Source organism: Paenibacillus sp. WG02 (assembly GCF_055396115.1).
Window position 1 is genome coordinate 1,770,885 of the sequence record NZ_AP036016.1, and the last position, 24,855, is coordinate 1,795,739.

General features: G+C 45.0%; 23 protein-coding genes, 1 rRNA gene and 1 pseudogene. 11 read left to right on the forward strand and 14 right to left on the reverse strand.

Annotated elements, in window-relative coordinates:
* Window positions 1-15: 15 nt before the first annotated feature.
* From ACBP55_RS08380 to ACBP55_RS08400, 5 genes are all read right to left on the reverse strand, one after another.
* Window positions 16-1,104: a Ger(x)C family spore germination protein gene (locus ACBP55_RS08380; protein WP_464650865.1), complete on the reverse strand. Its 1,089-nt coding sequence runs from the start codon at window positions 1,102-1,104 to the stop codon at window positions 16-18.
* Window positions 1,101-2,171 (reverse strand): GerAB/ArcD/ProY family transporter, encoded by a 1,071-nt coding sequence (locus ACBP55_RS08385; protein ID WP_464650866.1) that lies wholly within the window; start codon window positions 2,169-2,171, stop codon window positions 1,101-1,103. Before ACBP55_RS08385 ends, ACBP55_RS08380 begins: the two co-directional genes overlap by 4 nt.
* 32 nt (window positions 2,172-2,203) lie before the next feature.
* Window positions 2,204-3,562 carry a spore germination protein gene (locus ACBP55_RS08390; RefSeq protein ID WP_464650867.1) on the reverse strand — a complete coding sequence of 453 codons (1,359 nt, stop codon included), beginning with the start codon at window positions 3,560-3,562 and terminating at the stop codon, window positions 2,204-2,206.
* A 185-nt stretch (window positions 3,563-3,747) separates the two neighbouring features.
* Entirely contained in the window at window positions 3,748-4,554 is an 807-nt protein-coding gene (locus tag ACBP55_RS08395) for a histidinol-phosphatase (RefSeq protein ID WP_464650868.1), read from the reverse strand.
* A gap of 58 nt (window positions 4,555-4,612) precedes the next feature.
* A complete protein-coding gene (locus ACBP55_RS08400) occupies window positions 4,613-5,515 on the reverse strand; it encodes a LysR family transcriptional regulator (protein WP_029197406.1) in 903 nt (300 codons plus the stop codon).
* A gap of 253 nt (window positions 5,516-5,768) precedes the next feature.
* Here ACBP55_RS08400 and ACBP55_RS08405 point away from each other — a divergent pair, with 253 nt between their 5' ends.
* A complete protein-coding gene (locus ACBP55_RS08405) occupies window positions 5,769-7,295 on the forward strand; it encodes an MDR family MFS transporter (protein WP_464650869.1) in 1,527 nt (508 codons plus the stop codon).
* 13 nt (window positions 7,296-7,308) lie between these two features.
* Complete coding sequence (locus ACBP55_RS08410) at window positions 7,309-7,887, forward strand: PadR family transcriptional regulator (RefSeq protein ID WP_464650870.1); 579 nt, start codon at window positions 7,309-7,311, stop codon at window positions 7,885-7,887.
* 305 nt (window positions 7,888-8,192) lie between these two features.
* On the opposite strand, the gene ACBP55_RS08415 is transcribed toward ACBP55_RS08410, so the two are convergent.
* On the reverse strand, window positions 8,193-8,984 hold the full coding sequence (locus ACBP55_RS08415; RefSeq protein ID WP_464650871.1) for a TIGR01457 family HAD-type hydrolase: 792 nt from the start codon (window positions 8,982-8,984) through the stop codon (window positions 8,193-8,195).
* Between the two features lie 25 nt (window positions 8,985-9,009).
* Window positions 9,010-10,671 carry a PAS domain-containing sensor histidine kinase gene (locus ACBP55_RS08420; protein WP_464650872.1) on the reverse strand — a complete coding sequence of 554 codons (1,662 nt, stop codon included), beginning with the start codon at window positions 10,669-10,671 and terminating at the stop codon, window positions 9,010-9,012.
* Window positions 10,672-10,955: 284 nt separating this feature from the next.
* Between ACBP55_RS08420 and ACBP55_RS08425 the strand changes: the two genes are divergently transcribed.
* Together ACBP55_RS08425 and ACBP55_RS08430 are read left to right on the forward strand one after the other, a co-directional pair.
* Window positions 10,956-11,414 (forward strand): chemotaxis protein CheX, encoded by a 459-nt coding sequence (locus ACBP55_RS08425; protein WP_029197402.1) that lies wholly within the window; start codon window positions 10,956-10,958, stop codon window positions 11,412-11,414.
* Window positions 11,415-11,515: 101 nt separating this feature from the next.
* Window positions 11,516-12,292 (forward strand): SDR family NAD(P)-dependent oxidoreductase, encoded by a 777-nt coding sequence (locus ACBP55_RS08430; protein ID WP_464650873.1) that lies wholly within the window; start codon window positions 11,516-11,518, stop codon window positions 12,290-12,292.
* Between the two features lie 56 nt (window positions 12,293-12,348).
* On the opposite strand, the gene ACBP55_RS08435 is transcribed toward ACBP55_RS08430, so the two are convergent.
* Window positions 12,349-12,609: a DUF2573 family protein gene (locus tag ACBP55_RS08435; protein ID WP_029197400.1), complete on the reverse strand. Its 261-nt coding sequence runs from the start codon at window positions 12,607-12,609 to the stop codon at window positions 12,349-12,351.
* Window positions 12,610-12,691: 82 nt separating this feature from the next.
* Here ACBP55_RS08435 and ACBP55_RS08440 point away from each other — a divergent pair, with 82 nt between their 5' ends.
* The 4 genes from ACBP55_RS08440 to ACBP55_RS08455 all read left to right on the forward strand — a co-directional run bounded on the left by ACBP55_RS08440 (window position 12,692) and on the right by ACBP55_RS08455 (window position 16,341).
* The gene (locus ACBP55_RS08440) at window positions 12,692-13,525 is read left to right on the forward strand and encodes an alpha/beta hydrolase family protein (protein ID WP_464650874.1); all 834 of its coding nucleotides are present in this window, start codon (window positions 12,692-12,694) and stop codon (window positions 13,523-13,525) included.
* 150 nt (window positions 13,526-13,675) lie between these two features.
* Window positions 13,676-14,200 carry an RNA polymerase sigma factor gene (locus tag ACBP55_RS08445; RefSeq protein WP_464650875.1) on the forward strand — a complete coding sequence of 175 codons (525 nt, stop codon included), beginning with the start codon at window positions 13,676-13,678 and terminating at the stop codon, window positions 14,198-14,200.
* A 111-nt stretch (window positions 14,201-14,311) separates the two neighbouring features.
* Window positions 14,312-15,748 carry a DEAD/DEAH box helicase gene (locus tag ACBP55_RS08450; RefSeq protein WP_464650876.1) on the forward strand — a complete coding sequence of 479 codons (1,437 nt, stop codon included), beginning with the start codon at window positions 14,312-14,314 and terminating at the stop codon, window positions 15,746-15,748.
* A gap of 47 nt (window positions 15,749-15,795) precedes the next feature.
* Complete coding sequence (locus ACBP55_RS08455) at window positions 15,796-16,341, forward strand: hypothetical protein (RefSeq protein ID WP_464650877.1); 546 nt, start codon at window positions 15,796-15,798, stop codon at window positions 16,339-16,341.
* A 45-nt stretch (window positions 16,342-16,386) separates the two neighbouring features.
* Here the strand turns inward: ACBP55_RS08455 and ACBP55_RS08460 are convergent, their stop codons facing one another.
* The 6 genes and pseudogenes from ACBP55_RS08460 to ACBP55_RS08485 all read right to left on the reverse strand — a co-directional run bounded on the left by ACBP55_RS08460 (window position 16,387) and on the right by ACBP55_RS08485 (window position 21,000).
* Entirely contained in the window at window positions 16,387-17,565 is a 1,179-nt protein-coding gene (locus tag ACBP55_RS08460; RefSeq protein WP_464650878.1) for an MFS transporter, read from the reverse strand.
* Complete coding sequence (locus ACBP55_RS08465; RefSeq protein ID WP_464650879.1) at window positions 17,562-18,386, reverse strand: Cof-type HAD-IIB family hydrolase; 825 nt, start codon at window positions 18,384-18,386, stop codon at window positions 17,562-17,564. The genes ACBP55_RS08460 and ACBP55_RS08465 overlap by 4 nt, the downstream gene beginning before the upstream one ends.
* Window positions 18,379-18,675 (reverse strand): hypothetical protein, encoded by a 297-nt coding sequence (locus tag ACBP55_RS08470; RefSeq protein ID WP_464653264.1) that lies wholly within the window; start codon window positions 18,673-18,675, stop codon window positions 18,379-18,381. The genes ACBP55_RS08465 and ACBP55_RS08470 overlap by 8 nt, the downstream gene beginning before the upstream one ends.
* Window positions 18,665-18,868 (reverse strand): annotated as a pseudogene (locus ACBP55_RS08475) (DeoR/GlpR transcriptional regulator); the annotation flags it as partial. The pseudogene ACBP55_RS08475 and the gene ACBP55_RS08470, both read right to left, overlap by 11 nt.
* On the reverse strand, window positions 18,822-19,157 hold the full coding sequence (locus ACBP55_RS08480; RefSeq protein ID WP_464650880.1) for a DeoR family transcriptional regulator: 336 nt from the start codon (window positions 19,155-19,157) through the stop codon (window positions 18,822-18,824). The gene ACBP55_RS08480 and the pseudogene ACBP55_RS08475, both read right to left, overlap by 47 nt.
* Window positions 19,158-19,347: 190 nt before the next feature.
* Entirely contained in the window at window positions 19,348-21,000 is a 1,653-nt protein-coding gene (locus ACBP55_RS08485) for an FAD-dependent oxidoreductase (protein WP_464650881.1), read from the reverse strand.
* A gap of 216 nt (window positions 21,001-21,216) precedes the next feature.
* Here ACBP55_RS08485 and ACBP55_RS08490 point away from each other — a divergent pair, with 216 nt between their 5' ends.
* The 3 genes from ACBP55_RS08490 (at window position 21,217) to ACBP55_RS08500 (ending at window position 24,678) form a co-directional block, all read left to right on the forward strand.
* Window positions 21,217-22,416 (forward strand): S-layer homology domain-containing protein, encoded by a 1,200-nt coding sequence (locus ACBP55_RS08490; protein WP_464650882.1) that lies wholly within the window; start codon window positions 21,217-21,219, stop codon window positions 22,414-22,416.
* Window positions 22,417-22,566: 150 nt separating this feature from the next.
* On the forward strand, window positions 22,567-22,842 hold the full coding sequence (locus tag ACBP55_RS08495; RefSeq protein ID WP_464650883.1) for a hypothetical protein: 276 nt from the start codon (window positions 22,567-22,569) through the stop codon (window positions 22,840-22,842).
* Window positions 22,843-23,136: 294 nt separating this feature from the next.
* A 16S ribosomal RNA gene (locus ACBP55_RS08500) occupies window positions 23,137-24,678 on the forward strand.
* The last annotated feature ends 177 nt before the right edge of the window (window positions 24,679-24,855 follow it).

The window sequence follows — 24,855 nt, forward strand, 5'->3', positions numbered from 1 at the left end:
GCTGGGGCCGTCACATTACTTGATGGCCCCTGAACTCGCTATTTTCACTCGAACCTTAACATCGAACAGGACGCTTGGATAAAATGCCTGCCAATCGTTCCAAGTTCTGTCCCCTGCTTGATGAGTAGCCTGATAACGAAGACCGAAGCCGATGGGATCGACACCATGTTGCTGAAGCAGCTCCAATACTTTTTGAATGCGTTGCTCCCCTTGTTTTTCCGCTTCCTTCTCGTAGTCCCTCCAATTTTCATTATAAAATACTTTATTGGTCTCTTCGAGATTTCCCTCTATTCTTAATTTCATATGGATAGTCGGAGGTTGTTTACTCTCCCCGTCCTGTATATCATATTTTACACTGAGGTCTCTGACGGCAAGCATGAAGTTGGCCTTTTCCGTTTTCGTTACCATTTCGATATTGTTGAATTTTCGCACCAGTGTGATGAATATGCGTGTCTGGTCAGGATTAAGGGTTAGCACTCCCCGATCCTTATTAAGAAGCATGACCCGATTAATCGTATAGGAATCCTTTTCCGCCTTGATGACGGGGAGGAATGGGTCCTTGCCTTTTTCTTTGACGCGTCGGTAGAAATCGTATAGATACTCCGTCACGGTGTAGGACGATTCCGATCCTTCTTGGTCAAAGCTAAGAAAGAGAGCATTACCTGGCAGTCGTTCGGAAGTTGGCTTAACTTTCAACACCGCCTCCGCAGTAGGATCCCCCACAGCCATATACCCGATCATTTGAATGTCGAGCCGCCGCGACAGCCAATCTAGCGGTTCGGTAATGCCTGACTGGACAAGGGATTTTCCCAATACGCTTACTTTGGCATGACCGAATTCCAGTTCTTTGTCCACCTTGGATTTGATCAGGCGAACTGCTTCCGTCACCGAACTCGCGTCCTCTTGAACGATCTGGAATTTGGACTGACCGGGTGAGATGGTTTGCGAGGGAATAGCTAGCTTGAGTGAAACTCGGTACCGTTTATCCGGATTTCCGCTATCATCGATTCCGATACCCGTAACGAAAAACCGTTTATCGATATCCTTGAAGCCGCATCCGGCCAGGAGCAGCACCAACAGTGCAACAATGGCAGTCTTTTTCATGCCTTTTCCTTCTTTCTTTTTCTTGCAGCGGCATAGCATAAGAGGACGACCAACCCAACCTCGCTCCAAAAGCGGATGCTTTGCATATAACCTGCAATAATAGCCTCCGTTTTTTCTTTGACCGTAATCTGGTAGACGACCGTAAGCAAACCGAAGATAAGGCATATGCACCAGCTCAAAACTGGTGTTTCCACCCGATCGAGATTCGGCTTTTTGGAAGCAAAACAGCCTTTGAACGTCTCGGCCCCGATATGCCAGACCACGGACACGAAAATAAACGAAAGCAGAATAAACGTGATGACGAAAAGATAGACAACCCGCTCAAAAAAACCGTATTTCATACGCAGGGAATCTGCAGTGGACGCCCAAACATGGATGTAATCCCCCACCCCGACAGTTCCGTGAAAACCGATTGGAATAAAGAAAGTCGTGGCCAGAGTTAAATAGCCCATAATCGGTAATATCCACTGGTAACGAATTTTCTCGTCCTGCTTGAAATTTCGGTTAAAAATGCAAAAGTTGAGAAAGCCGATCAATATGATGGAAGCGGAAGATAGTGCTGTGAGAGACGGCGGGTGCCCTACATAATTCGCAACGGTTCGAATGGCGTCCCAGTCCAACAAATCGTTGCCATATGATTTGGCAAGCATAAAGATCAACAACGGAAGAGTGAGCACCATGATGATCTCTTGGCCAAACAACAAAGTACGGGAGGGACGGGTTGCGGCCCAAATGCAAATCAAAACAAAAAAAATGACGAGGATAGTCAGTTTGATACTGGGATTAAAGAAGCGGACGATAATAATCGAAATAGAATTCACGATCGCGGTCCCAAGGCTAAACCAAAACAGAGCGAAATACAGCAGCACGGGCTTCCCAATCCAAATGGGCAGCGACTCCCGAAAAATTTCGGGCAATCCCATCCCTGGAAACTTGCGAATCGCGACAGAGAAGAGATAAGCCAGCAAAGATCCAATCGCCCCTCCCAGGATCAAAGCCATGACGGCCCCTTTAAACCGGTCTTCTAACAGAAAATTGGGCACATAAAAGAACAGGTTCATCAGCATACTCATCGCCACGTTATAGTAAAAATATCGGTTTATGACACTTTCCCCCCCTTCTTCATCCCGCTTGAAGAGCGTTCATTATCGAAAATTCGAAAATAGGGCTGCCCGAAACTGCGCAGGTTTGCCAGCCAGATCAGGAGGACAAAGAAACCAGCAGCCAAACCCGTCACCCCGAGCAGGCTCGCCATAAGAATCAAAGGGTACCGGATTATCCTTATGGTATATAACATTGAATTCACGGGAATCACAAAGCTGGAAATTGCGACAAGCGAGACCACGATAATCAGGACGCTGCTGACGAGCCCTGCCTGCTGCGCGGCTTGTCCGAGAATTAAACCGCCTACAGTCGCCGCGGTTGGGCCAATATATTTGGGCAGACGTATGCTGGCTTCCGTAAGGGCCTCTATCATAAATGACATGATCAGGACTTCCATATAGGAAGGATACGGGACGGCAGCCCGGCTGCCGGCAATGGAAAGAGAAAGCTGCACACGGAACATCTCAGGATTGAAGGATACGGCAGCAATGTAAATAGCCGGCAGAAACAGAGTGAAAAAAATGGACAAGTATCTCAAAAAAGCGGTGCAACGGTTAATCCAATAATTCATGTATATATCGTCCATGGCCGATACAAAATCGTAAAAAACGGCGGGACCAATCATGGCGAACGGGGTTCCATGAACTAAAAATACGATTTTTCCCTGCGACAGGTTGAGAACAATGCGATCCGGTCTATCGGTATGGAGCATAGTTGGGAACAGGGAGTACTTATGACGATTCAGTAGCAAATACAACTGATTGGAGGTCTGGACTACCGCTGCATCCAAATCCTTTATTCTTTCTTTCACATGGCTAAGGGCGGTCAAGTTCACTACACTCGAGTCATACAACAAGGAAATTTTTGTTTTGGTCGTTTTTCCCGCGGTAAGGTTCTCCACGATCAAATCGGTGGACGGATACCTTTGACGAAGGATGCTGACATTAGTTTCATTATCTTCACAGAACGCATTCTGAGGTCCGTACAGTGATCCTTCCACCTGTGACGGGGCTGGCTGATTACCAAGATCTTTCACTGCTTTAATCGCAAGGATCTGTTCTTCTATGAACATCAAGGCGTACCCCTCATAAAGCTTTTGCTGCAGGGTTCCTGAATCGGATGCTTCGACTTTTTCGGCTAACTCATTTATATAAATTGCAAATTCGGCAAGATTCGGATTTTTGGCAAAAGGGACCCGGATGAACGTGTACAATTTATCTGGATCGCAAAGGGAAACGTTATACAACAGGTGCAGGGAGCCGTCCTCTTTTCGAAGCTGCAGGTATTGGTTGTCATCTGTGGCCGATAAGCGGCCGATTAACGTTTCGCGGATGCTATCGATCCGTTCACTCATTGTGCAGCTCCTCCTACCAATTTTGAGGTTATGATGCCCAAATATGGTAAAAAGAATCCATCAAAGGAGACCACTGCAAAAATAAGTTAGCTAATGCCCAAATAAAAAAGGAGTCTTACTTTATGTTTTAGAACAACAAACAAAAATCTCCTCCGCTGAAAGCAGCGAAGGAGATTTTTTCTGTTTTAGAGTGGAACGATTTGTTTTTGTTTATTTTTGAAATAGACCCAATGTTTGAAGCCAATCTCTTTTAACGTTTTGCGGACTTCTTCCCAATCATCAGCAACACGGCTAGGCAGATGAGCATCAGAGCCGAAGGTCACTTCAACGCCATAATGCAGTGCTTGCTCGAGTATTTCATGAGAAGGGTACCAGCCGCCTACGTCCTTCGTCTTTCCTGAAGTATTGATTTCAATCGCTACACCAGCTTCTCCGATGATCTTCAACGTTTCGTTAACTTTAGGTGTGGAGATATCAGAAAAGGCTGGATAGAAGCCTTTCATGGCATCGATATGGCCAAGAATATGGAACATGCCGGAACGTGCGGATTCCGCAATAAGGTCATAATACTCTTCTTTATGCTGAATTTTCTGCTCTTCATTTAAATGTTTCCACCTGTTGCGATTGAAAATGCTGACCCCGCCAGATAAATGAACAGAGCCAATGATGTAATCGAATGGATATTTCGCGTATTCTTGACGGTATACCTCAACATGCTCAGGGAAATAGTCGGACTCCACACCTAGCAGCACATCAATTTTTCCTTCATATTCTTTTTTTAGATGCAGAACTTCCTCGATATAACGGGGGAATTCGCTCTTAGCCATAGCAATTAAAGGTTGTGCCTGATCTTCTGGACTCGCAAAATAAGGGGAATGGTCTGAAATCCCGATGACTTGCAATCCGCCGGCAATAGCGGCTTCGATATAATCGCGAATTTTATCCTTGGCGTGTCCACATCGGTCATGATGGGTATGTAGGTCGAATTTCATCGAAAATAACCTCCTTAGTGTTTTGCTTTAGCAAAACTGGCATCGTAAGCGGCAAATCTTATTCTGAGCCGAGAAACTGGGTTTCTGGCATTCCTTTTAGATCGCGCAGGAACTGCTGCATCGCGGAATTTAAGTAGCGTCCTGACTTATATACTACACCTACAGGATGCGTAATATCCAATTCGTTCACTTTGACCATTTTCAAAGTGCCATGTCGCAGTTCATCTGCAACTGAAAGCTTGGAGATAATAGCAACTCCGAGATTTAACTCCACCATGCGCTTCACTTCCTCGCTGCTGGAGAGCTCCATCACAATATGTGGGGAGACATCATAGGCTTTGAAGATTTGATCGACGAATCGTCGTCCCGCTGTTTCCGGAGAAAGCATAATGAACGGAATGTTGCGCAGTTTTTCAATGGATAAATGGGCAAATCGGCTAAGTGGATGCTGCGTGGAAACAATCAGCTCGAACGTATCATAATAAAGTACCGAAGTTTCTAAGGCTTGATTTTTTTCGAACAAATACGTAATCCCAATGTCAATTTGACTATTTTCCACGGAAGCCATAATTTGGGAAGAGGTCATCGAGTGAATGGTTGTCTTGATCAGTGGGAATTGGTCTTGGAAATAGGACAGAACCCTAGGCAAAATCTGCATAGCAATCGATGTGGTCGTGCCAATGTGGATATGACCTTGCGGTGTATGATGTAAGTCGGACAATCGTTGCTTGAGATCACTGGCGATTCGCAGCATTTTTTCTGCATGCTCCAGGAACAGCTTACCACTATCGGTTAAAGTAACAGGTTGATTGCGATCAATGAGAATTGTGCCGAATTCGTCTTCAAGGCTCTTTATTTGTGCGGAAACGGCAGGTTGGGTCAAGTTAAGAATTTCGCCAGCTTTGCGAAAGCTCATTGTTTTGGATATGGTGAGCAATGTTTCTAACTGGTTCATATTCATGAGCATACCTCCTGCTTATCATAGTAAAGATACAAATAAAATTTATCGAAATTGTAAAGGACATAAAAACCTTTTGTAACCCCATTATATGATAGGATTACCTGAATCGGCAACCTGTCAGGATAAAGTTGGACAACCAAGCACATTCTAGCAAGGAAAACTCAGACAAATTCAACCGATTTTCGTTGCTAATTACTCAAATTTGATTATAATAATTTATGTATATAATCAAACTATGAAGGAGACTCACCTTATGTCGTTAACCCGTAAGTCAAATACAACGTGGACCGTTGTGGCGTTGATGTTGGGACTATTACTTGCTTCGCTGGATCAGACCATTGTATCAACCGCGATGCCGACAATCGTGTCCAAACTAGGCGGTTTCAGTCAATTCGTCTGGGTTTTTTCTGCGTATTTAATTGCGAATGTGGCTGCTATGCCTATTTTCGGTAAACTATCCGATATGTATGGCCGAAAACTATTTTTTATTATCGGTATCATCGTATTTATGATTGGCTCAGCCTTGTGTGGAACGGCAGGATCGATGACCGAACTCATCATCTACCGTGCCATTCAAGGTATTGGGGGCGGTGCTCTTATGCCGATTACGTTCGCGATCATTTTTGATATTTTCCCGCCAGAGAAGCGGGGTAAAATGCAAGGGCTGTTCGGGGCTGTATTCGGACTATCCAGTGTACTGGGGCCGATCATTGGGGCCTATTTTACCGATCATGTGACTTGGGAATGGATTTTCTTTATCAATCTGCCCCTCGGTATTGTGTCATTAATATTAATCATTTTCTCTTATCACGAATCCGTGGAACACAGTAAGGCGAAAATTGATTGGGGCGGTACTATTTTCCTGACAGCATCGATTATTTCCCTCATGTTCGCATTGGAGCTTGGCGGCAAAGAATATGCTTGGGATTCCTTACAAATCATCGGGTTGTTTGCAGGTTTTGTTGTTCTCTTAGGTACATTTATTATGATTGAAAAATATGCAGCAGAACCGATTATCCCGCTGGATTTGTTCAAAAATCGTCTATTTACCGCAAGCATGGGTGTGAGCTTCGCTTATGGTGCGGTTTTGATTTCAGCCGGTACATACATCCCTTTATTCATTCAAGGTGTATTTGAAGGCTCAGCTACAAGTGCAGGCTCCACTTTAACCCCAATGATGCTTGGTGTTGTTGTCAGTAGTGCGCTCGGCGGGCGCTTCATCGGTAAATTCTCTTATCGCAATGTCATGCTTGTTTCCATAGCCTTGCTTCTGTTGGCAACTTCGCTCTTAGGCGGACTCTCCATCGATTCCAAACGTTGGCTAATTACAACCTATATGATTCTCCTTGGACTGGGGATTGGCGCTTGCTTCCCGATAACATCAATGTCTGCGCTTCATAAAATAGATTTTCGCCGCAGAGGTACCGTGACTTCACTTGTTGGTTTCTTCCGTTCCGTAGGGTCGGCAATCGGAGTAGCGGTATTTGGCAGCATTCAAGTCAACTCGCTTAGAGATAACATTACAAAATCCCTCCAGGATCCGGCAATGGCCGAAAAGTTTCATGATGCGCGAATTCTACTTCAGCCACAGGTCCGTGCAAACATTCCCGCTGAAGTTTTACACAAGCTTTTAACAGCATTGGCGGATTCCATTGCCGTTGTTTTCCAGACGACCATTGTTCTGGCTGTAATCGGTCTTGTGTTCATCTTCTTTATGGGCAACGCTAAGCTTGAAGTAGGAAGTGCTCCAGTCAAAGAAAGCGTACCGGTAGGACACTAGGAGGTTAACATCCATGTCAATGAAGCTCGTCATTCTCGGACTGCTCATGGAAGCCAATCGGCATACCTATGAAATTCGGCAGACGATGAAAGAAAGAGGCATGAACAACTACATGAAGCTGCAAGACGGCTCGCTGTATTATGCGATGGATCAACTCCACAAGGATGGACTCGTAGAAGCACATGAGGTTGTACGGGATACGAACCGTCCGGAGAAAACGATCTATCAAATTACCGCAGCCGGGAAATTAAAATTTCAAGAACTGTTAGTAGAACAATTGCATGAAGAAATCAGGCACTATCATCCGCTTTATGTCGCTCTGCCTTTCTCCGTGCATGGAGATCAGGCGAAGATTGCCGACATCTTGGAAAATAAAATACTGGCTCAAAAAATGATTATGAACAAGATGAAAAGCTTGTATGAAGAACACATCTCCATTGTTCCTCGAGTTGTCTTACAAATGATGGTGGGTACCTATAAGCGCGCTTTTAGTGAATTGAAATGGCTGGAGCAGCTGCAGAAGGATGCAAGAGAGGGCCGCCTGCAAGAGAAGAACTCCCCGCCGGAAGTTGACTGGGACCGTATCGAATAGAAGAAAAGCCGCAACTGCTCTTGTTGAGTACAGTTGCGGCTTTTTATTTGAATGTGGTGAGCTTCTATTCTACCTCGGTAGCGATGTAAAACATCCTTAAAGTAGCTGCTTCTCCCGCTCATCGCAATTTAGCGATGAAAAACATCTTTAACCCCGGATAAACTGAGGCATACAGCGCAATTCAACCACGGTAGCGATATAAAACATCCTTAAAGTAGCTGCTTCTCCCGCTCATCCCAATTTAGCGATGAAAAACATCTTTAACTCCGGCTAAACTCATCCTGGTTGGATGTGAAAGCACGCTATTAGCTGTCCATTCCATTGAACAGCTCGATGAAATGCTGCAAATCATCACAGACCAAGTCCGGCGTCAAGCCCGCCGACGCCAGCTGCTCTTGCACGTTGTCCGCTGTGGCGACACCGGTCAACACGAGCGCCGTGCGGCATCCCGCCAACCTGCCTCCGCGGATGTCGGTATGCACGTTATCGCCGATGACCCAGACATCGGCGGCTGACAGCCCGAGCCGCTCGATGGCGTAAGCCATGATGATCGGCGAAGGCTTGCCGATCACCACGGGCTCCACGCCCGAGGCGGCGGTGATCGAAGCTGCCAGGGAGCCAGCTCCTGGCATAAGCCCACCATCCGACGGCAGCATGCGGTCGGGGTTGGTTAACACATAGGTCGCGCCATGTTTCAGATGGCGGACCGCTATGGTCAGCTTCTCGTAGGAGAAGCTGCGGTCAATGCCTTGGACGACGTAATCCGGCGTCGTTCCATCACTCAGGGCGAAGCCGGACGCCTCCAAGGCGATCCGGAGTCCGGCTTCGCCGACTATATGCACGCGGTTGCCTCCGCGCTGCTCGGTCAAGTACTGAGCGGCCGCCTGCGATGACGTATAGACGGCTGCCGCTGGAACCTCGATGCCGAGCTCTTGCAGATGCTCGGCTACCTGCTCCGGCGTACGAGACGAATTGTTCGTCACGAGTAAATACTTTAACTTGTGCTGGTGCAGCCATTGAATGAATGCCGCCGCATGGGGAATCGGTTCATGTCCCCGATATAGGGTACCATCTAAATCAATGAGAAAACCTTTCATCTTGCTATCGCTCCCATTCATGTATTTATTTCGTGGAAGGAAGTGTGATCTCTACCGTCGTTCCTTCTTCTAATTTACTGCGAATTTCCATAAAGCCGCCATGTGCTTCGATAATTCGGTAACAGACCATAAGACCTAGTCCTGTTCCTTTTTCCTTCGTACTATAAAACGGTTCGCCAAGCTTGGGCAGCCGCTCGGGTGCAATACCGCACCCTTGATCGATGAAGCGTATAGTTATGTAGTTTGGGTTATTATCCAGATGAGCTTGAATACGCATTGTACCACCTTGCTGCATAGCTTCCAACGCATTTTTCATAATATTGATGAAAACCTGCTTAAGCTGATGCTCATCACAGGAGACAGGCGGCAGATCTGGCATAAGTTCAGCTTCAATCTGAATATTACCAAGCAGAGCTTGAGGTTGCAGGAGTTCAATTGTGCTTGTGACAATGGAATCCAAGGTTTGAGTTGCGAAATGCGTTGCCTGCGGCTTGGATACAAACAAGAACTCATTTACAATAAATTCAATTCGCTTTAGCTCATTTTGCATGATTTCTATGTAATATTTCTCTTTAGCATTATTTGTCTTAAGCAGCTGTAAGAATCCCTTCAAGGCCGTTAGCGGGTTACGGATTTCATGCGCAACGCCTGCAGCCAACTGTCCGACAGCAGAAAGCTTGTCTGATTTGATTAGCAGTTCTTGCGTCTTTTTCAACTCGGTAATATCTCTGAAAGTAATAACCGTACCTAATAGTTGGCCTCCCTCCAGCATGGGACTAGACATGTACATGACCGGGAACGTGGTTCCATCTTTTCGCCAGAAGATATCCTCTTGCATATCAGAAACTTCATGATTCAGAATCGTACTCAAAATAGGACTTTCCTCAGGTGGATAAAGAGAACCGTCGTTCTTAACGGGTCGAATGAGATTATGAATTTGGCGGCCAAGCATTTCATCCACTTTCCATCCAGTTATAGCCTCAGCAGCCTTATTCCAGAAAATCGTCCGACCACTCCGATCAATCCCGTAAATCCCTTCCGAAACGGAATTGAGGATGAGCTGATTTTGCTTATACAGCTTATCAATGACTTTCTTCTGTTCCTTGACCTCGGTCAAATCTTTAAGAATGGCGAAGACACCAACAATACTACCGTCTACCATCGTCGGGACGAACGTTACATTGGATTGGATAGGGTATCCTTTCTGATGAACAAAAGCAGCCTCGAAATTTTGCGGCATCCCGGCTGAAGCCACTTGGAAATGATGCAACGCTTTGAGCAGATCGGGCGGATTGATCATAGGAATGAAGGAAGTTAACATCGAGGACTCACGAGCAAGTCCAAGAAGACTTTCCAAACCATGATTAGCGGATAATACTTCGCCGTCCAAGCTAAACGAGATAATAGAATCAGGATGATTATCATAAAGAGATTTATACCACTTTGCGGTTTCGTTATTGAAGGATTCTCGGTTTTTAACTATTTTAATGCCAAATAAAGCTAATCCGAGTATGGAGCCAAATAGGATGACATCGATAAATAGACCTATTATTGGGTTATTTTGCACATAAGAAAGAGGATGAATAAAGTAGAAATTTGTCCCGATCAAAAATATGGCAATAATATGATAAACAAGCGCTAGTTGATATAAACTCCAATTTCGAGTAGTAATTTGCTGTTTAATCATACAGACTTTCAACGCCCCTTTAAGGAATTTTCTCCCATAAGCTTATCAGGATTCGACACGAATATATATAAACTTCCATATACATGGTGCATTTTCCTTTGTTAATGGACAATTATATCGTTGTTCGACAATATAAGTATGAAGGTAGGATGAGTTTGTGTATCTGAGCAGTAGGAACTATTTTATGGAAAAAGACAGTATACTTGTCCTAATTTTTTAGGTATAATGTTGAAAAAGGTCGTTTTTCTGTGGAACTTATTCACAAATGAGATCGGAGCGGAGCTATGAAGGCTGAGTACATTAATCCCTTTTTGGAGTCGGCTAGAATTGTCATCGAGCAAGTTGCTAACATTCGCCCAACAACGGGGCAGCTCGGCGTCAAAGACGTCAAATTTGTGGAAAAGTATATCTGGATCCAAATCGGGATGACCGGGCAGATGGAAGGCGATATTGTTTTCGGTTTAGCTGAGGATGTTGCTTTGAAAATGGTTTCTGCCATGATGGGTGGATTTGTTATTACAGAAATGGATGAAATGGGTAAGAGCGCCATCTCTGAGCTGGGGAATATGATTAGTGGGAATGCAAGCACGATGCTCTTCAATCAAGGGGTTAGGGTAGATATTACACCGCCCAAAATTGTTCAATCTGCGACGGCTGCAGGATTTGTGCCGAAGAAAGCATTGACCATACCTTTGATCATGGATAACATTGGCGAACTGGACATTCAAGTATTAATCACGTAAGAGACCTATTACAGATACATATGTTAAAATGAACTGGAGTGCTGCTGAAGCGGTACCTCCATTTTTTTATATATAATCTACGCAATGAGGAGAAGGTAAGTTTGAACATTTCGAACAAAATCGTCTTGATAACAGGTGCTTCGAGCGGCATTGGGGCCGTTATGGCACAGCAATTCTCAGTCAAAGGAGCCATTCCTATATTAACAGCACGCAGTTCAGCTAAACTTGAAGAAATTTCTTCAGGCTTGCAAGGGCAGCATGCCGTTTACGAGATGGATGTCACGAATACAGAAAAAGTTAATGAAGTTGTGGGACAGATCATAGCCCAATTTGGTCGCATTGATATTTTGATTAATAACGCGGGGTACGGGATTTTTGAGTCGTTTACGGAGGCGCCGCTTGCTCATTTTGAAGAAATGATGAATGTAAATTACATGGGCCTAGTCCGCTGTACCCAAGCTGTATTGCCCTATATGTTAAAGGCAGGGAGCGGTCATATCGTGAACGTGGCTTCTATGGCGGGTAAGATCGGTTCGGCTAAATCTACAGGTTATTCCGCGACTAAGCATGCAGTGTTGGGCTTCACGAACAGCTTGCGACAGGAGCTAAATAGAACTGGGATCTCAATAACTGCGATAAACCCGGGACCTATCTCCACACCTTTCTTTGATAAAGCAGACCCTAGCGGTAACTATGTTAAAAATGTGGCTTGGTTTATGCTTAAACCGGAGAAAGTCGTCAAAGAACTCCTACATGCGATCGAAAAAAATATTCCTGAGAAAGACCTTCCTTTTGTGGCTGGTATGGGCATCAAATTATTTCATCTATTCCCGCGGATGTTCGACCGCTTGGCATCAGGCATTTTAAATAAAAAATAAGCGGCTCCCAGTTATTGATTGGGATTCCGCTTTTTTTCTTTCATGGATGGACGATTCTAAGTCTGTTCCGGCTTTTTGGCCGCTTGTAAGGCCTGGTTCAATTCTCGAATTTCTTCGAAAATACGGCGTACTTCGGCTTTGCCTTCTGGATGTGTTTGATTCCAGTGAGAGGTTAGTGCCGGCAGCGACTTATGGACATGATTAAAAAAGGCCCAGATCTTAATTTTCTCAAGCATTTCAGGTGAAGTATCGCCTGTGATGAGTTCAGCTGTTTTGAACACTAAGGAATTAAATTCGTTCTCAAAATCTGTATTCATAGTTTCATCCCTTCGGATGGAAAATAGGTGTAGTACGTTTAGTTTATATGATGATATGACAACTGTCAAAATAGGGGGAACCATGTCCATAGCACTAGATGATATCCGAGATGGTCAACTACTAGGAAAAGAGCAAATTCGCTGCTTCGTGAAGCATATATCGCTGTATATCCTTACTTATGTTAGTCAAGGCCTAAAAGTGAAAGGCCTATTAGCCGTTCCAGATGGAACGAGTCCACGACCTGCTGTCATATACTGCCGCGGCGGTATTAAACGCGTAGGGATGGTTCGTAAACGAAGAATTATTTCGATGGCTAAACGCGGCTACGTCGTCTTTGCTCCTTATTATCGGGGGAATGAAGGTGGTGAAGGACGTGAGGATTTTGGCGGGGAAGACAGGTTCGATTTGTTTCATGCGATTCCAATGGTGCAATCTTTAGAGGAAGTACTGCCAGGTCCCGTACCATTGATCGGATTTTCCAGAGGTGCTGTTATGGCCATGCGTGCAGCCCGAGAGTGCAGCGGGGTTGGTCCTGTTGTCGTTTGGGGAGGGGTAAGTGACATGTTGGATACCTATGAGCAGCGTGTGGATTTGCGGCGGATGCTCAAACGGGTTGTCGGACATCCGAAGAAACAAGCCGAGGCCTACATCGATCGGTCCCCAGCCTATTGGGCAAATGAAATTGACTCGCCCATCTATATAATTCATGGAACGAAGGATTCACAAGTGGATATCGGACATGCAAGAAAACTGGCTAATTCTTTGGAGCAAGCAGGCAAAGATTATACGATGGCGCTATATGCAGGACTTGAGCATCGATTTCCTCGAAAAGAGGATGAAAAGGCTCTGGATGACGTTTTTGCATGGCTCGATGAGAAGCTAAAACGAAGTAGGCAGGAACTCTTTTCCACTTAATTTAATTATTATTATTGTTTACTCCCGTTTTATGACCTAAAATAAGGTAGGAACACAATACGTTGGTTCTACCTGGTAGGCTAGGGGGCGTTTAATTCGAAGTCTCTGAGACTGATATTCAGCAGTGATTTTTATACATTAGATAAAAGCGTGCAGGAGCAGATATACCAGGAGTTCTATCTTCTCGTATATCCCATGATCTACTTCATATTGAGGGATCATGCGGCGGTGGAAGACATTATTCAGGAATCATTTCTTAGGGCTGTTCGTAAAGCGCCTTTATTGACTGAAATTGATAAATATGAAAGCTGGGTTAAGAAGTTAACTCGGAATGTTACACTCAATCATCTTCGTAAGCACAAGCGCAACCGAGATGAGCTGGAAGCTGAACTCATGCTCATTAGTATCAAGGAAGCGGCATCCACATCTGAATATCTGGTCCCACTAGACCAAGAAGTAGAGCTGAAGCTAATGCGTGAGGCTATTATCACCTACATCAATCAGCTTAGCCCCTCGTACAGACAAATTATTGCGATGAAATGGATCCATAATTTATCTTACAAAGATATGGCTAATGAGCTTGGTGTAACGGAGGGAGTTGTTCGACAACGCTTGTTCCGGGCACGTGATGTGATTAAGCAGAGACTGCTTGAAGAGTGGGGAACTGGCGGATAAGAGTCCTTAAGGACTCTTATTTCTGCTTTTAATGGTTGTCGATTTGTATCGTTTTACGGCGTGGCATATAATAGGGACATTAGATTGGATGAGAAAAGGGGTTTTCGTAAATTGAGTACAAGCTTTGAACAACTGCAGATCGCGCAGTCCTATTTAGATAAATTGCAAGAATTAGGGATGGGTGAGCCAACACCGATTCAAGCGGAAGGTATTCCTGTTTTAAAGCAAGGGAAAGATGCCATCATTCAATCACAAACGGGTACAGGTAAAACATTAGCCTATTTACTCCCAGCATTGGAACGGATCGATCCTACACAAAAACAACTGCAGGTGCTTGTTGTCGTTCCCACCAGGGAGCTTGGTATGCAAATCATGCAGGAAATTGAGAAGTTCACAGAGGGAGGACCGATTCGTTCTCAATCTCTTATCGGTGGAGCGGCCATTGTTCGACAAGTAGAAAAGCTTCGACTTCACCCTCATATTGTTGTGGGTACGCCGGGTCGCTTGCTTGAACTTATGAAAATTAAGAAGCTAACGTTGCATCATGTGAAAATGGGTATTGTTGATGAAGTAGACCAAGTGTTTGAGTTAGGTTCCATGCAGGATGTTGAAGCCGTCCTTAAAGGTATGCTTAAGTCCAGTCAGATGGTGTTTGTTTCCGCGACGATCCCGCAAAGCACCGAGCAAGCTGCAGGGAGATGGCTCAAAGATCCTGTGATTATCAAAATCAATCCGAGTCAACGCACAGCTGAAACATTGGAACACATGTATGTAGTGTGTCAGGAGCGGGAAAAGATTGATACACTAAGAAGACTTGTGCGTCTGATTAAGCCTAAATCAGCTATTGTGTTTATCAACGTTACGGACGATATTGCCCAAGTGGTGGGCAAACTCCAGTACGTTGGTCTATCTGTTGAAGCCTTGTACGGAGAAGCTAGCAAACAGGATCGGGCCAGAGTGATGGGGAATTTCCGGGATGGGAAATTTCAATTGCTGCTTGCAACGGACGTTGCTGCAAGAGGACTGGATATTGAAGGCGTGACCCACGTCTTCCACTTGGATCCTGCGACTAACGCGGAGTATTATCTCCACCGCGTGGGCAGGACCGGTCGGATGGGCCGCGAGGGCACGACCATCTCTATTGTGACGCCGAAGGAGCAGTTCATTCTCGAGAAATTCGAGAAGCAGTTCGGCATCACGATCGCGCCGAAGGCGATGTTCGAGGGCCGGCTCGTCGACCCGGCCCAGGACCGCAGTGCGGCGACGATGCGCAGCCGCCGCGAAGCTGCGCGCCCGAGCGGCGCAGCATCTACGCGCAGCTCCGCCGGCGCGCGGGATGCAGCCGCGCCAGCGGGCGCGGTGCGCACTAGCGCCGCGATGCCAGACGCGCGCAGCCAGAGCAGCGCTGCCCCGGCGAAGCCGGCGGCGCAGGCGAACACGAACACGGCTGCCGGTGGCAAGACCGTGAGTAAAGCCCAACGCGAGCGAGATCGCAAGAGCAAGGGCGCTCCTCGCTGGCTCAAAGAAAAGCAGCAGAACAAAGAGTAGCCCTATCTTCGAGGGCAACAACAAGTGTCATCTGCGGGGTGTGAAACGTGCTGAAAAAATTTTTCATTTTCGCCATAGTTGTGGTCATCATCCTTACGGCTGCACTTGCGATCGCCGTTCGGCATGTTAAACCAACCGAAGCTTTAAACCTAGATTACAAAGAAATCACGATCGGCAGTAAGATTGCGGACATTGTCAAGAACCGGAAGCTTGAAGTACAGCTAACCGAGGAAGACCTTAATGATGTGGTAAAGAAGCAGCTAGCTGCCCATCAGGTTCTGCCTAACGATTTTCGAATTGAAGGGGCAAAGCTTACACTTCATGGTTCAAACCTTGTCGCTGACGTCAATGTGAGGTGGCGGGAGAAGATACCTATAGGTGCCCAAATGATGTTCACCCTTGCTTGGAACCCGCCGAATTTAGTCATTCAACATAGAAATACGAGTGTTAAAGGCATGCAAGTACCAAGCGAATGGGTTCAACTTGCGCCTATTGAACTTCCTATTGAAGATCATTTGCCAAAACTAATTGGTGTAAGGAACGTATTATTCGAGGAAAAAGCCATGATCATCCAATTAAAACCGCTGCGATAACATAGAAAAAGCTGAATCCATGAAGGATTTCAGCTTTTTTTTACTTCATACAGACTGTGAGGTCTGAACGTGCCATCTTCGAGAATATAAAATGATACCTAATACGACACACATGCCAATTAGTACAAACCAAATGGATACACCAACATCAAAGCGATCCATCCCCCAACCGACACCTAAGGGAAGAATAGAGCCTCCTAAGCCACCTGCTGCGATTAGTGTACTCGTCGTTTGCTCCGTACGGCCTGGAAGCAGTTGATTGGCATAAATGAGAGCTACTGCGAACATACCGGACATGAACAATCCAAGTAATAGTACAACGGCGAAGCTGCTCCATAGATTCGTGCTAAACACCCAGATAAGTACGGTGAGCAGACTGCCTGCAAAAGAGACCGCCAAATAACGGAAATAATTCATTTTCTCGGCAACAACACCTGCGAATAGCCGGCCTACAACCATAGCTAACCAATAGGCCGTTACGGCAAGTGATGAAACAGAACTGGAAGCATGTAATTGATCGGTAAAGATCGACGGCAAGAAATTAACGATGGTATTTTCCATTCCTACATATAAGAAGAAAACAATCATGAGTAAACAAAGAAACGTCAAGGAGCTCTTAGTAAGTACAGGGAGTTTCTCAGTCTGCTGCGAGCGATCCGCTTTATGAGCCAACAGCTCATCATGCTCGCCTAAGGAAAGCTTCGACCAGACGATACATGCAATGAGTGCGCTTAATCCCAATAACATAAATCCGTATTTCCATAAACCATTGGCAATCAGGATGCTTGACACTATGGGCATAAATAATGCCCCAAGTCCGAAGAAAACCTCTAGCTTGCTGAAGGCAATCGCTTGTTGATCTTTGGCTGCAATTAATACGAAGGTGCTGATGCTGGACTCAACGAGTCCGAAAGCAACCCCGGCGATGAAGGACAGACAAACCGCGATCGGCCAAGGAGGCAAGAGAACGATGGCGAGCATTGCGAAGAAGAGAAGAGCAAAAGCGGTCGTAATGGTACTCCTGCGACTGATCCGACGAATCAGAGCTGGCATACAGAGCACACCTAGAAGGAAGCCTCCAAATTCCATGAATACGAGTAGTCCCCCGTCACTGTAACTTCTTCCGTAATGAGCGAGTAATTCGGGCAATACAGCTCCGAAAATAACGTGGGTGCAGCCGGTCAATAAGTATGACAAGCAGGCCATAGTAAGTAGTCTTTTCATAAGGCCGTGCTTCCTTTTTGCTCTAAAGCAAATTCCTCGTTATAGGCAAATACATGACCAATGGCTTCGGCCACAGAATCTACGTGGTAAATTGCTTTTTGTTTGACCTCGGGATGAGCCCCTTTCATAGCAAAACTATGAGGAGTGATGCCGAACATGGATACATCGTTGAAAGAGTCCCCGAAACAGGCCACCTCTTCTGACTTCAAGCCCAATTTCTCCATAAGAACAAGCAAAGAGCTGCCCTTTGAAACAGAGCGAGGCATAATATCCAGACAATCTTTATCAGAAATGAACAACTCCAGCTGATCCCCAAGCTTTTCCTCCAATAGAGCCTTAAGCTTTAAGAGAGTTTCTATTTCTCCAAACATCGAGAACTTACAAACAGCAAAGTCCCCTTCCAAAGACTGCTCCATATCTTCTTTTATAATAAAAGGCTGGAAGGTTCGGGATTGCACTTCATCGGATGCAGGAGTCAAATGCGTGATATAATTCGCTTCACCCGAGCAAACGAGCTTGACGAGATCAAATCCCTTAAGCATCTGGTACAATTGATAAGCCAATTTAGGTTGAAAATGCTGTGATTTCATAAATGTACCGTCCTCCAAATGGATGAACGCGCCATTCTGTGATACGGAATAGGCACGATGGCCGATCTCCTCTAAAACCATCTGCATTTCAATATTCATTCTTCCCGATGCCAAACAAAGCATCATACCGGCTTCTTTGACTTTTTTTAAGGCAGCCAATTCTCGTGAACTGACTTTTTTACTATGATCAAGTAATGTTCCGTCCAAATCACTTACGATAAGTTTAATCATCTTGGTCTTCTCCTCCTGCTAATACGATTTCCACATCACATGCAAGTAATTTCTCTTTCATCTCAGGGCTTAATGCTTGATCCGTTACGAGGATGTCGATACTCTCGAACCCTACTACGCGATGGAATAATCGCTTTCCGAATTTGGAATGATCCGCAAGTACAATAACTTGGTCCGCATGCTGCATCATGGCTCTCACCAAATAACAATCCTCTTCGTTTGGAGTCTGACAGCCCTTCTTCTGTAATTCCGCAAGTTCCGATGAGCAGCTTATCAACATGATAGTCATTTAACATCTCGATCGCTTTCGCTCCGTATACACTATGGTGCTTGTTATCCAGTACACCGCCAAGGATATGGATTGTTGTTTCATCTTTACGAGTGAGAATAGCAGCAATTTCAATTGAACTTGTCACGACGATATTCTGTTTGGAGCTAAGTAGGGTGGCTGCATGAAGGACTGTGGTCGAGGCATCCATCATGATATAATCGCCATCTTGAACGAGTGCCGCAGCTTGTCTTGCCAATCGTTAGCTTCGAAGAAGACTCTGCTTGCAGCCTTTGATCATAATCGCCAACTTCTTTGGAAAGGGTAGGAAGGATGGCACCGCCGCGCGTTCGAACGATAGTCCCTTGCTCTTCGAGCTTAACCATGTCACGTCTAGCAGTGTCCCGTGAAACATCATAGAGCTCACAAATGAGATCAACGGTAATTCGCTTATTTGATTTTAAGTATTCGACGATTGAAATAAGTCTTTCTTCTTGGAACAAGTATTTTCACTCCTTTCGCTTAAGTGATTATAAGTGATCATAAGTATATGACTTATTATAATGCGGGATATGCATTCTTATCAACTATTTTGTTTTCGTAAAATTTAACGCTATTCTGCATAAAAAAACCGCGTATTCGCTCAAGGAGCGAAAGCACGGTTTACTCATCATTTATCTGATTAGTTAACTGTTATTTAACAGCAGGTTTTTTTCTAGTTTTACTATAACTAGGATACGTAATTTCTCCAGAGTCTAGCTTTCTAATTTCTTCCTCGTTCCAACCGGTAATTTTATTCGTACCTACTACACCAGTAAGTTTGATTTGATAGTGAAGAGCTAAGTACTGCTGGAGTTTGGCCATTTCATCGGGAGTGATTTCCCTGAGCTTTTGCTTGCCATGCAGTTGACCTAATATAACTCCGATAGACTCCGCGGCAAGACTCGTGTTCGGTTGAATTCTTGTGCTTCCATAGGCGATAGCCGATGAACCTACATTTTTTCCGGCCGCGATGACATTATCATAATTTTTTAGCAAAAAGCTGCGCAGCGGCATGCCGTATTTATCCGGACGCCCCATTTCAATCCCCCACTTGTTAGCACTTGTGCCCTGTAAATCAAGCGGATACCCGCCAATACTGACATTATCCCAGAACATCGTGCCTGATAGGAGATCAGATGGTTTTAAAACATAGTCCATTTCATAATGATTATATTCTCGGACATAGGGATACGTAGGAAGTTCGCCTAATTCAGCATGTTCCCAACCCGGTAACGTTTTACGGAAGTGATTGAGAATCAAAGGTGTTTCTTTATTACCCAGGCTAACAGCCTCTTGGATGGATTCAGGTTTAGAAGGATCCACGGTATAAACAAGAAGGGCGTTAATTAGTACTTCCCCATCCCGTTGATTTACCGCATTCAATCCTCTTAGGAAGACTCGATCATTGGTAGGATGATAGGCCTTAGTCATTCCGCTTAGCCCAATAGCGAAGCTATCACTTACATAACCGCCACCGAATTGCTTCGATTTCTCTTCCGGTTTTAATAGATTAAATGCGGTATTAAACTTTTTCCAGTCGACATTTTTGAACTTCATCATCATACCGGCGCTCATATACTCGATCTCTTTTTGACCATAGAACTTCTCAAGTCCTGGCAATCGCTTGGCATCCAATCGACTGATTAACGCCGCGTAATCACTGTTGTCGACCCAATAGGAGGCTGTAATTTTCTTTTTTTCATTCTGCTCCGTACTGTAAACGATAGAAGAGATTTTGTTCATATGATCAGGTGTATTTGTTTGTTCAATCTCATTAATGACAATGCCAGATTCCAAAGGAATGTCTTTCATTAATTTATTCATATATGTAGTGAATTCAGGAAGCTTACGAATTTTGGCATTTCGGAAACCGTCAAATAATTCTTTGACACGACCCTGTACAAGTAAATGTCCTTGATCGTCGCGGGTTTCATCGAGAAATAGCATTTGACTTTGGAGAATCTGACCTCCAAAAGCTTTATGAGGATCCAGTACTTTAACCTTCAAGCCTTCATCTGCTGCAGCTCTGGCTAGGTAAAGACCTTCGAGCTCACTGCCGATCACAACGACATCGATGTGTTCAGTAGGATATGTATTAACACTCTCATTATTGGTTGCGACAAGAGGTGACGTGGGGTCAGCGCTCACGATTGGAGTGCTTGGATGCTTGATGGTTGATGCTGAAACATTCGGTTCAGTGTTCCCTTGTTTAGGCCAAATCTTGTTATACGAAAATGCGAACAAAACAATAAGCAGAACGGCTAGAGCAATAATAAGTTGAACTCGCGGATTCCGTAAACGCATGTGTAAACTCCTTTAATGATAGTCTGATATGGTTTAAGTTTAGCAGTTTCATAGTTGATTTAACAGACTCAGAAATAGGTTGATATAAAAGATTTTCATGTCCACCCCCAAAAAGATAATCGAATGGGCGAATTCTTGTAGCATAACCAGGAACCCTTCGCGAAGGCTCCACACAACTTAATAAAACTAACTATATGAATAAGGGAGCGAATTTGAATGAAGAAGAATCTTATGAAGAAATTTGTAGCAACTGGTCTTGTATTTACAATGGTAATGGGTGGCGCTTCTGCAGCGTTTGCCAAAGGGAATGATCATGATCGTGACCGTGATGATCGCGGTAATGGCAACAAAAATCAATATAATCAAAATTTTAATGTGAAAACAAATATCAATATCAATCTGAACTTCAACGATATGAAAAGTGCAGAATGGGCACTGCGTTACATAGCAAGTTTGGCATCCAAAAAAGTATTCGAAGGATACGAAGACGGATCATTCAGACCGGATAACTCCGTTTCCCGCATTGAGGCTATCACGGCTGCCGTTCGTTTGATGGGATTGCGTGATAAAGCGGAATCCGCTGCAGAAATGCAAACAAAGCTGAACTTCAAAGACGCTGACAAAATTCCTTCATGGGCTGTAGGGTATGTAGCTGTAGCACTTGAGAACGATTTGTTCTCGGTAAACGATGATTCTGTTAAGCCGCAAGAAGAAGCAAACCGCTTGTGGGCGACGACGCTGTTGGTCAAAGCTTTGAAGTTGGATGCAGAAGCTAGAACGAAAATGAACACAACCCTAATGTTTAAAGATGCGAACAAAATCCCAGCAGGTTCTGTAGGTTATATCGAAGAAGCGATTGAGAAGAAATTGGTTGATGGCTTCGAGGACAACACATTTAGACCTGGGCAAAATGTAACACGTGCTCAATTGGCAGCATTATTGGATCGTACGAGCAGCCAACTTCCAGATGAGCAAAATGCAATCGCAGGTTCAGTGAGCGGCGCAGTTTACAACAATGTACTACCAGTTACTAAAGCAGGTGTTACTACGCAATACGTTCTTCACCCAGATGCATTCATTTTGCGTAATGGTGTGAAAGTTCCAGCTTCCGCTATTCAAGTTGGCGATGAAGTGAAAGTTCGTTCTTTCAATAATTTGGTTGTATTCGTTGAAGTAACGAAATTGGCTGATGTTAACCAATCCTTCGATGTTTTGGGTACATTAATCAAAACTACCCTTAATACGCAAGGTAAGATTGCTACAATTACAATTATCCGTAATACCGATGGACAAAGTGCCGACTATAACGTTGCAGACAATGTTTTGCTAAACGGTGATCGGACTGTATTTATCCAAGGTCATCAGGTTGAACTGAAAGGCCAAAACCAAGTTGTTACTTCTATTGACATCAAATAAGATAAGTAACACCCGAAAGATATAGAAAAAGGTTAAATAGTCGCAATTGGCTCCTTGCTTTTAACAGCGGGGAGCTATTGTGCTTTTTTGCTGTATAATCTTCCTTTTGTTGAGGGAAACTGTCCTTTATCTTGAAAGGAGTGAATTTTTATGAACGAAACGCTAATGGAGACATTCAAAAGGTATTACGCTGATTATAGAAGTGCCGCAAATATGGATCAAAGCTTTACCGATGCTTACCAAGCTATTGCTTACCATGTTATTGAACGAACAGAGCAATACGCGCAAGGGGGCAATCTCGAGGAAATTCAAAATATGATCCGCGAATTCAAAGAGATTGGTTTGGTCGTAGGGCCTAGCAATGATTCACTCAAGGAACGTTTTGAACAAGAACTTGTAGAGCAAGTGCTTAATCGCGAACCTTGATAAAAAAATGTCGAATAGGTGTTGAATTATCCAAGTTTCCATGATATATTATTGATCCGGCTAAAACGAGCTGAAATTTTTATCGAAAAAAGTAAAAATAAAGCTTGCATTTAGTTAGGCTATTATGCTATATTATAAATCCGGTCGCGAGAGCAGAACGGAAAAATGAAAGAAATTGATCTTTGAAAACTGAACAACGAGTGAGTAAGCACGAACGAGAAATCGTTCAAAAAGAGATTGCAAAATCTCGCTAGCAACGCAAATGAGCAATTAAGCTTTCAAAATAGTTTTACTATTATGGAGAGTTTGATCCTGGCTCAGGACGAACGCTGGCGGCGTGCCTAATACATGCAAGTCGAGCGGGTTTATCCTTCGGGATAAGCTAGCGGCGGACGGGTGAGTAACACGTAGGTAACCTGCCTATAAGATCGGGATAACTATCGGAAACGATAGCTAAGACCGGATAACTGGTTTTCTCGCATGAGAGAATTATGAAACACGGAGCAATCTGTGGCTTATAGATGGGCCTGCGGCGCATTAGCTAGTTGGTGAGGTAACGGCTCACCAAGGCGACGATGCGTAGCCGACCTGAGAGGGTGAACGGCCACACTGGGACTGAGACACGGCCCAGACTCCTACGGGAGGCAGCAGTAGGGAATCTTCCGCAATGGACGCAAGTCTGACGGAGCAACGCCGCGTGAGTGATGAAGGTTTTCGGATCGTAAAGCTCTGTTGCCCTAGACGAACAGCAAGGAGAGTAACTGCTCTTTGTGTGACGGTATAGGAGAAGAAAGCCCCGGCTAACTACGTGCCAGCAGCCGCGGTAATACGTAGGGGGCAAGCGTTGTCCGGAATTATTGGGCGTAAAGCGCGCGCAGGCGGTCAATTAAGTTGGGTGTTTAAGCCCGGGGCTCAACCCCGGTTCGCATCCAAAACTGGTTGACTTGAGTGTAGGAGAGGAAAGTGGAATTCCACGTGTAGCGGTGAAATGCGTAGAGATGTGGAGGAACACCAGTGGCGAAGGCGACTTTCTGGCCTATAACTGACGCTGAGGCGCGAAAGCGTGGGGAGCAAACAGGATTAGATACCCTGGTAGTCCACGCCGTAAACGATGCATACTAGGTGTTGGGGATTCGATTCCTCGGTGCCGAAGTTAACACAGTAAGTATGCCGCCTGGGGAGTACGCTCGCAAGAGTGAAACTCAAAGGAATTGACGGGGACCCGCACAAGCAGTGGAGTATGTGGTTTAATTCGAAGCAACGCGAAGAACCTTACCAGGTCTTGACATCTGGGTGTAAGCACTAGAGATAGTGCCCCTCTTCGGAGCACCCAAGACAGGTGGTGCATGGTTGTCGTCAGCTCGTGTCGTGAGATGTTGGGTTAAGTCCCGCAACGAGCGCAACCCTTGATCTTAGTTGCCAGCACTTTGGGTGGGCACTCTAAGATGACTGCCGGTGACAAACCGGAGGAAGGTGGGGATGACGTCAAATCATCATGCCCCTTATGACCTGGGCTACACACGTACTACAATGGTCGGTACAACGGGAAGCGAAGCCGCGAGGTGGAGCCAATCCTTAAAAGCCGATCTCAGTTCGGATTGCAGGCTGCAACTCGCCTGCATGAAGTCGGAATTGCTAGTAATCGCGGATCAGCATGCCGCGGTGAATACGTTCCCGGGTCTTGTACACACCGCCCGTCACACCACGAGAGTTTACAACACCCGAAGTCGGTGGGGTAACCCGCAAGGGAGCCAGCCGCCGAAGGTGGGGTAGATGATTGGGGTGAAGTCGTAACAAGGTAGCCGTATCGGAAGGTGCGGCTGGATCACCTCCTTTCTATGGAGACTCGGATCTGATAGATCCAGTCAAGTGCGAAAGCACACAATCGCTTACTCACTCGTGTTCGGTTTTGAAGGATGAATTTACCTTCAACTTTTGTTCCTTGAAAACTAGATAACGAAACAAAACGTAAAGTAAGAACTTAGGTTGTGTAATGTAACAATTACGCAAAAT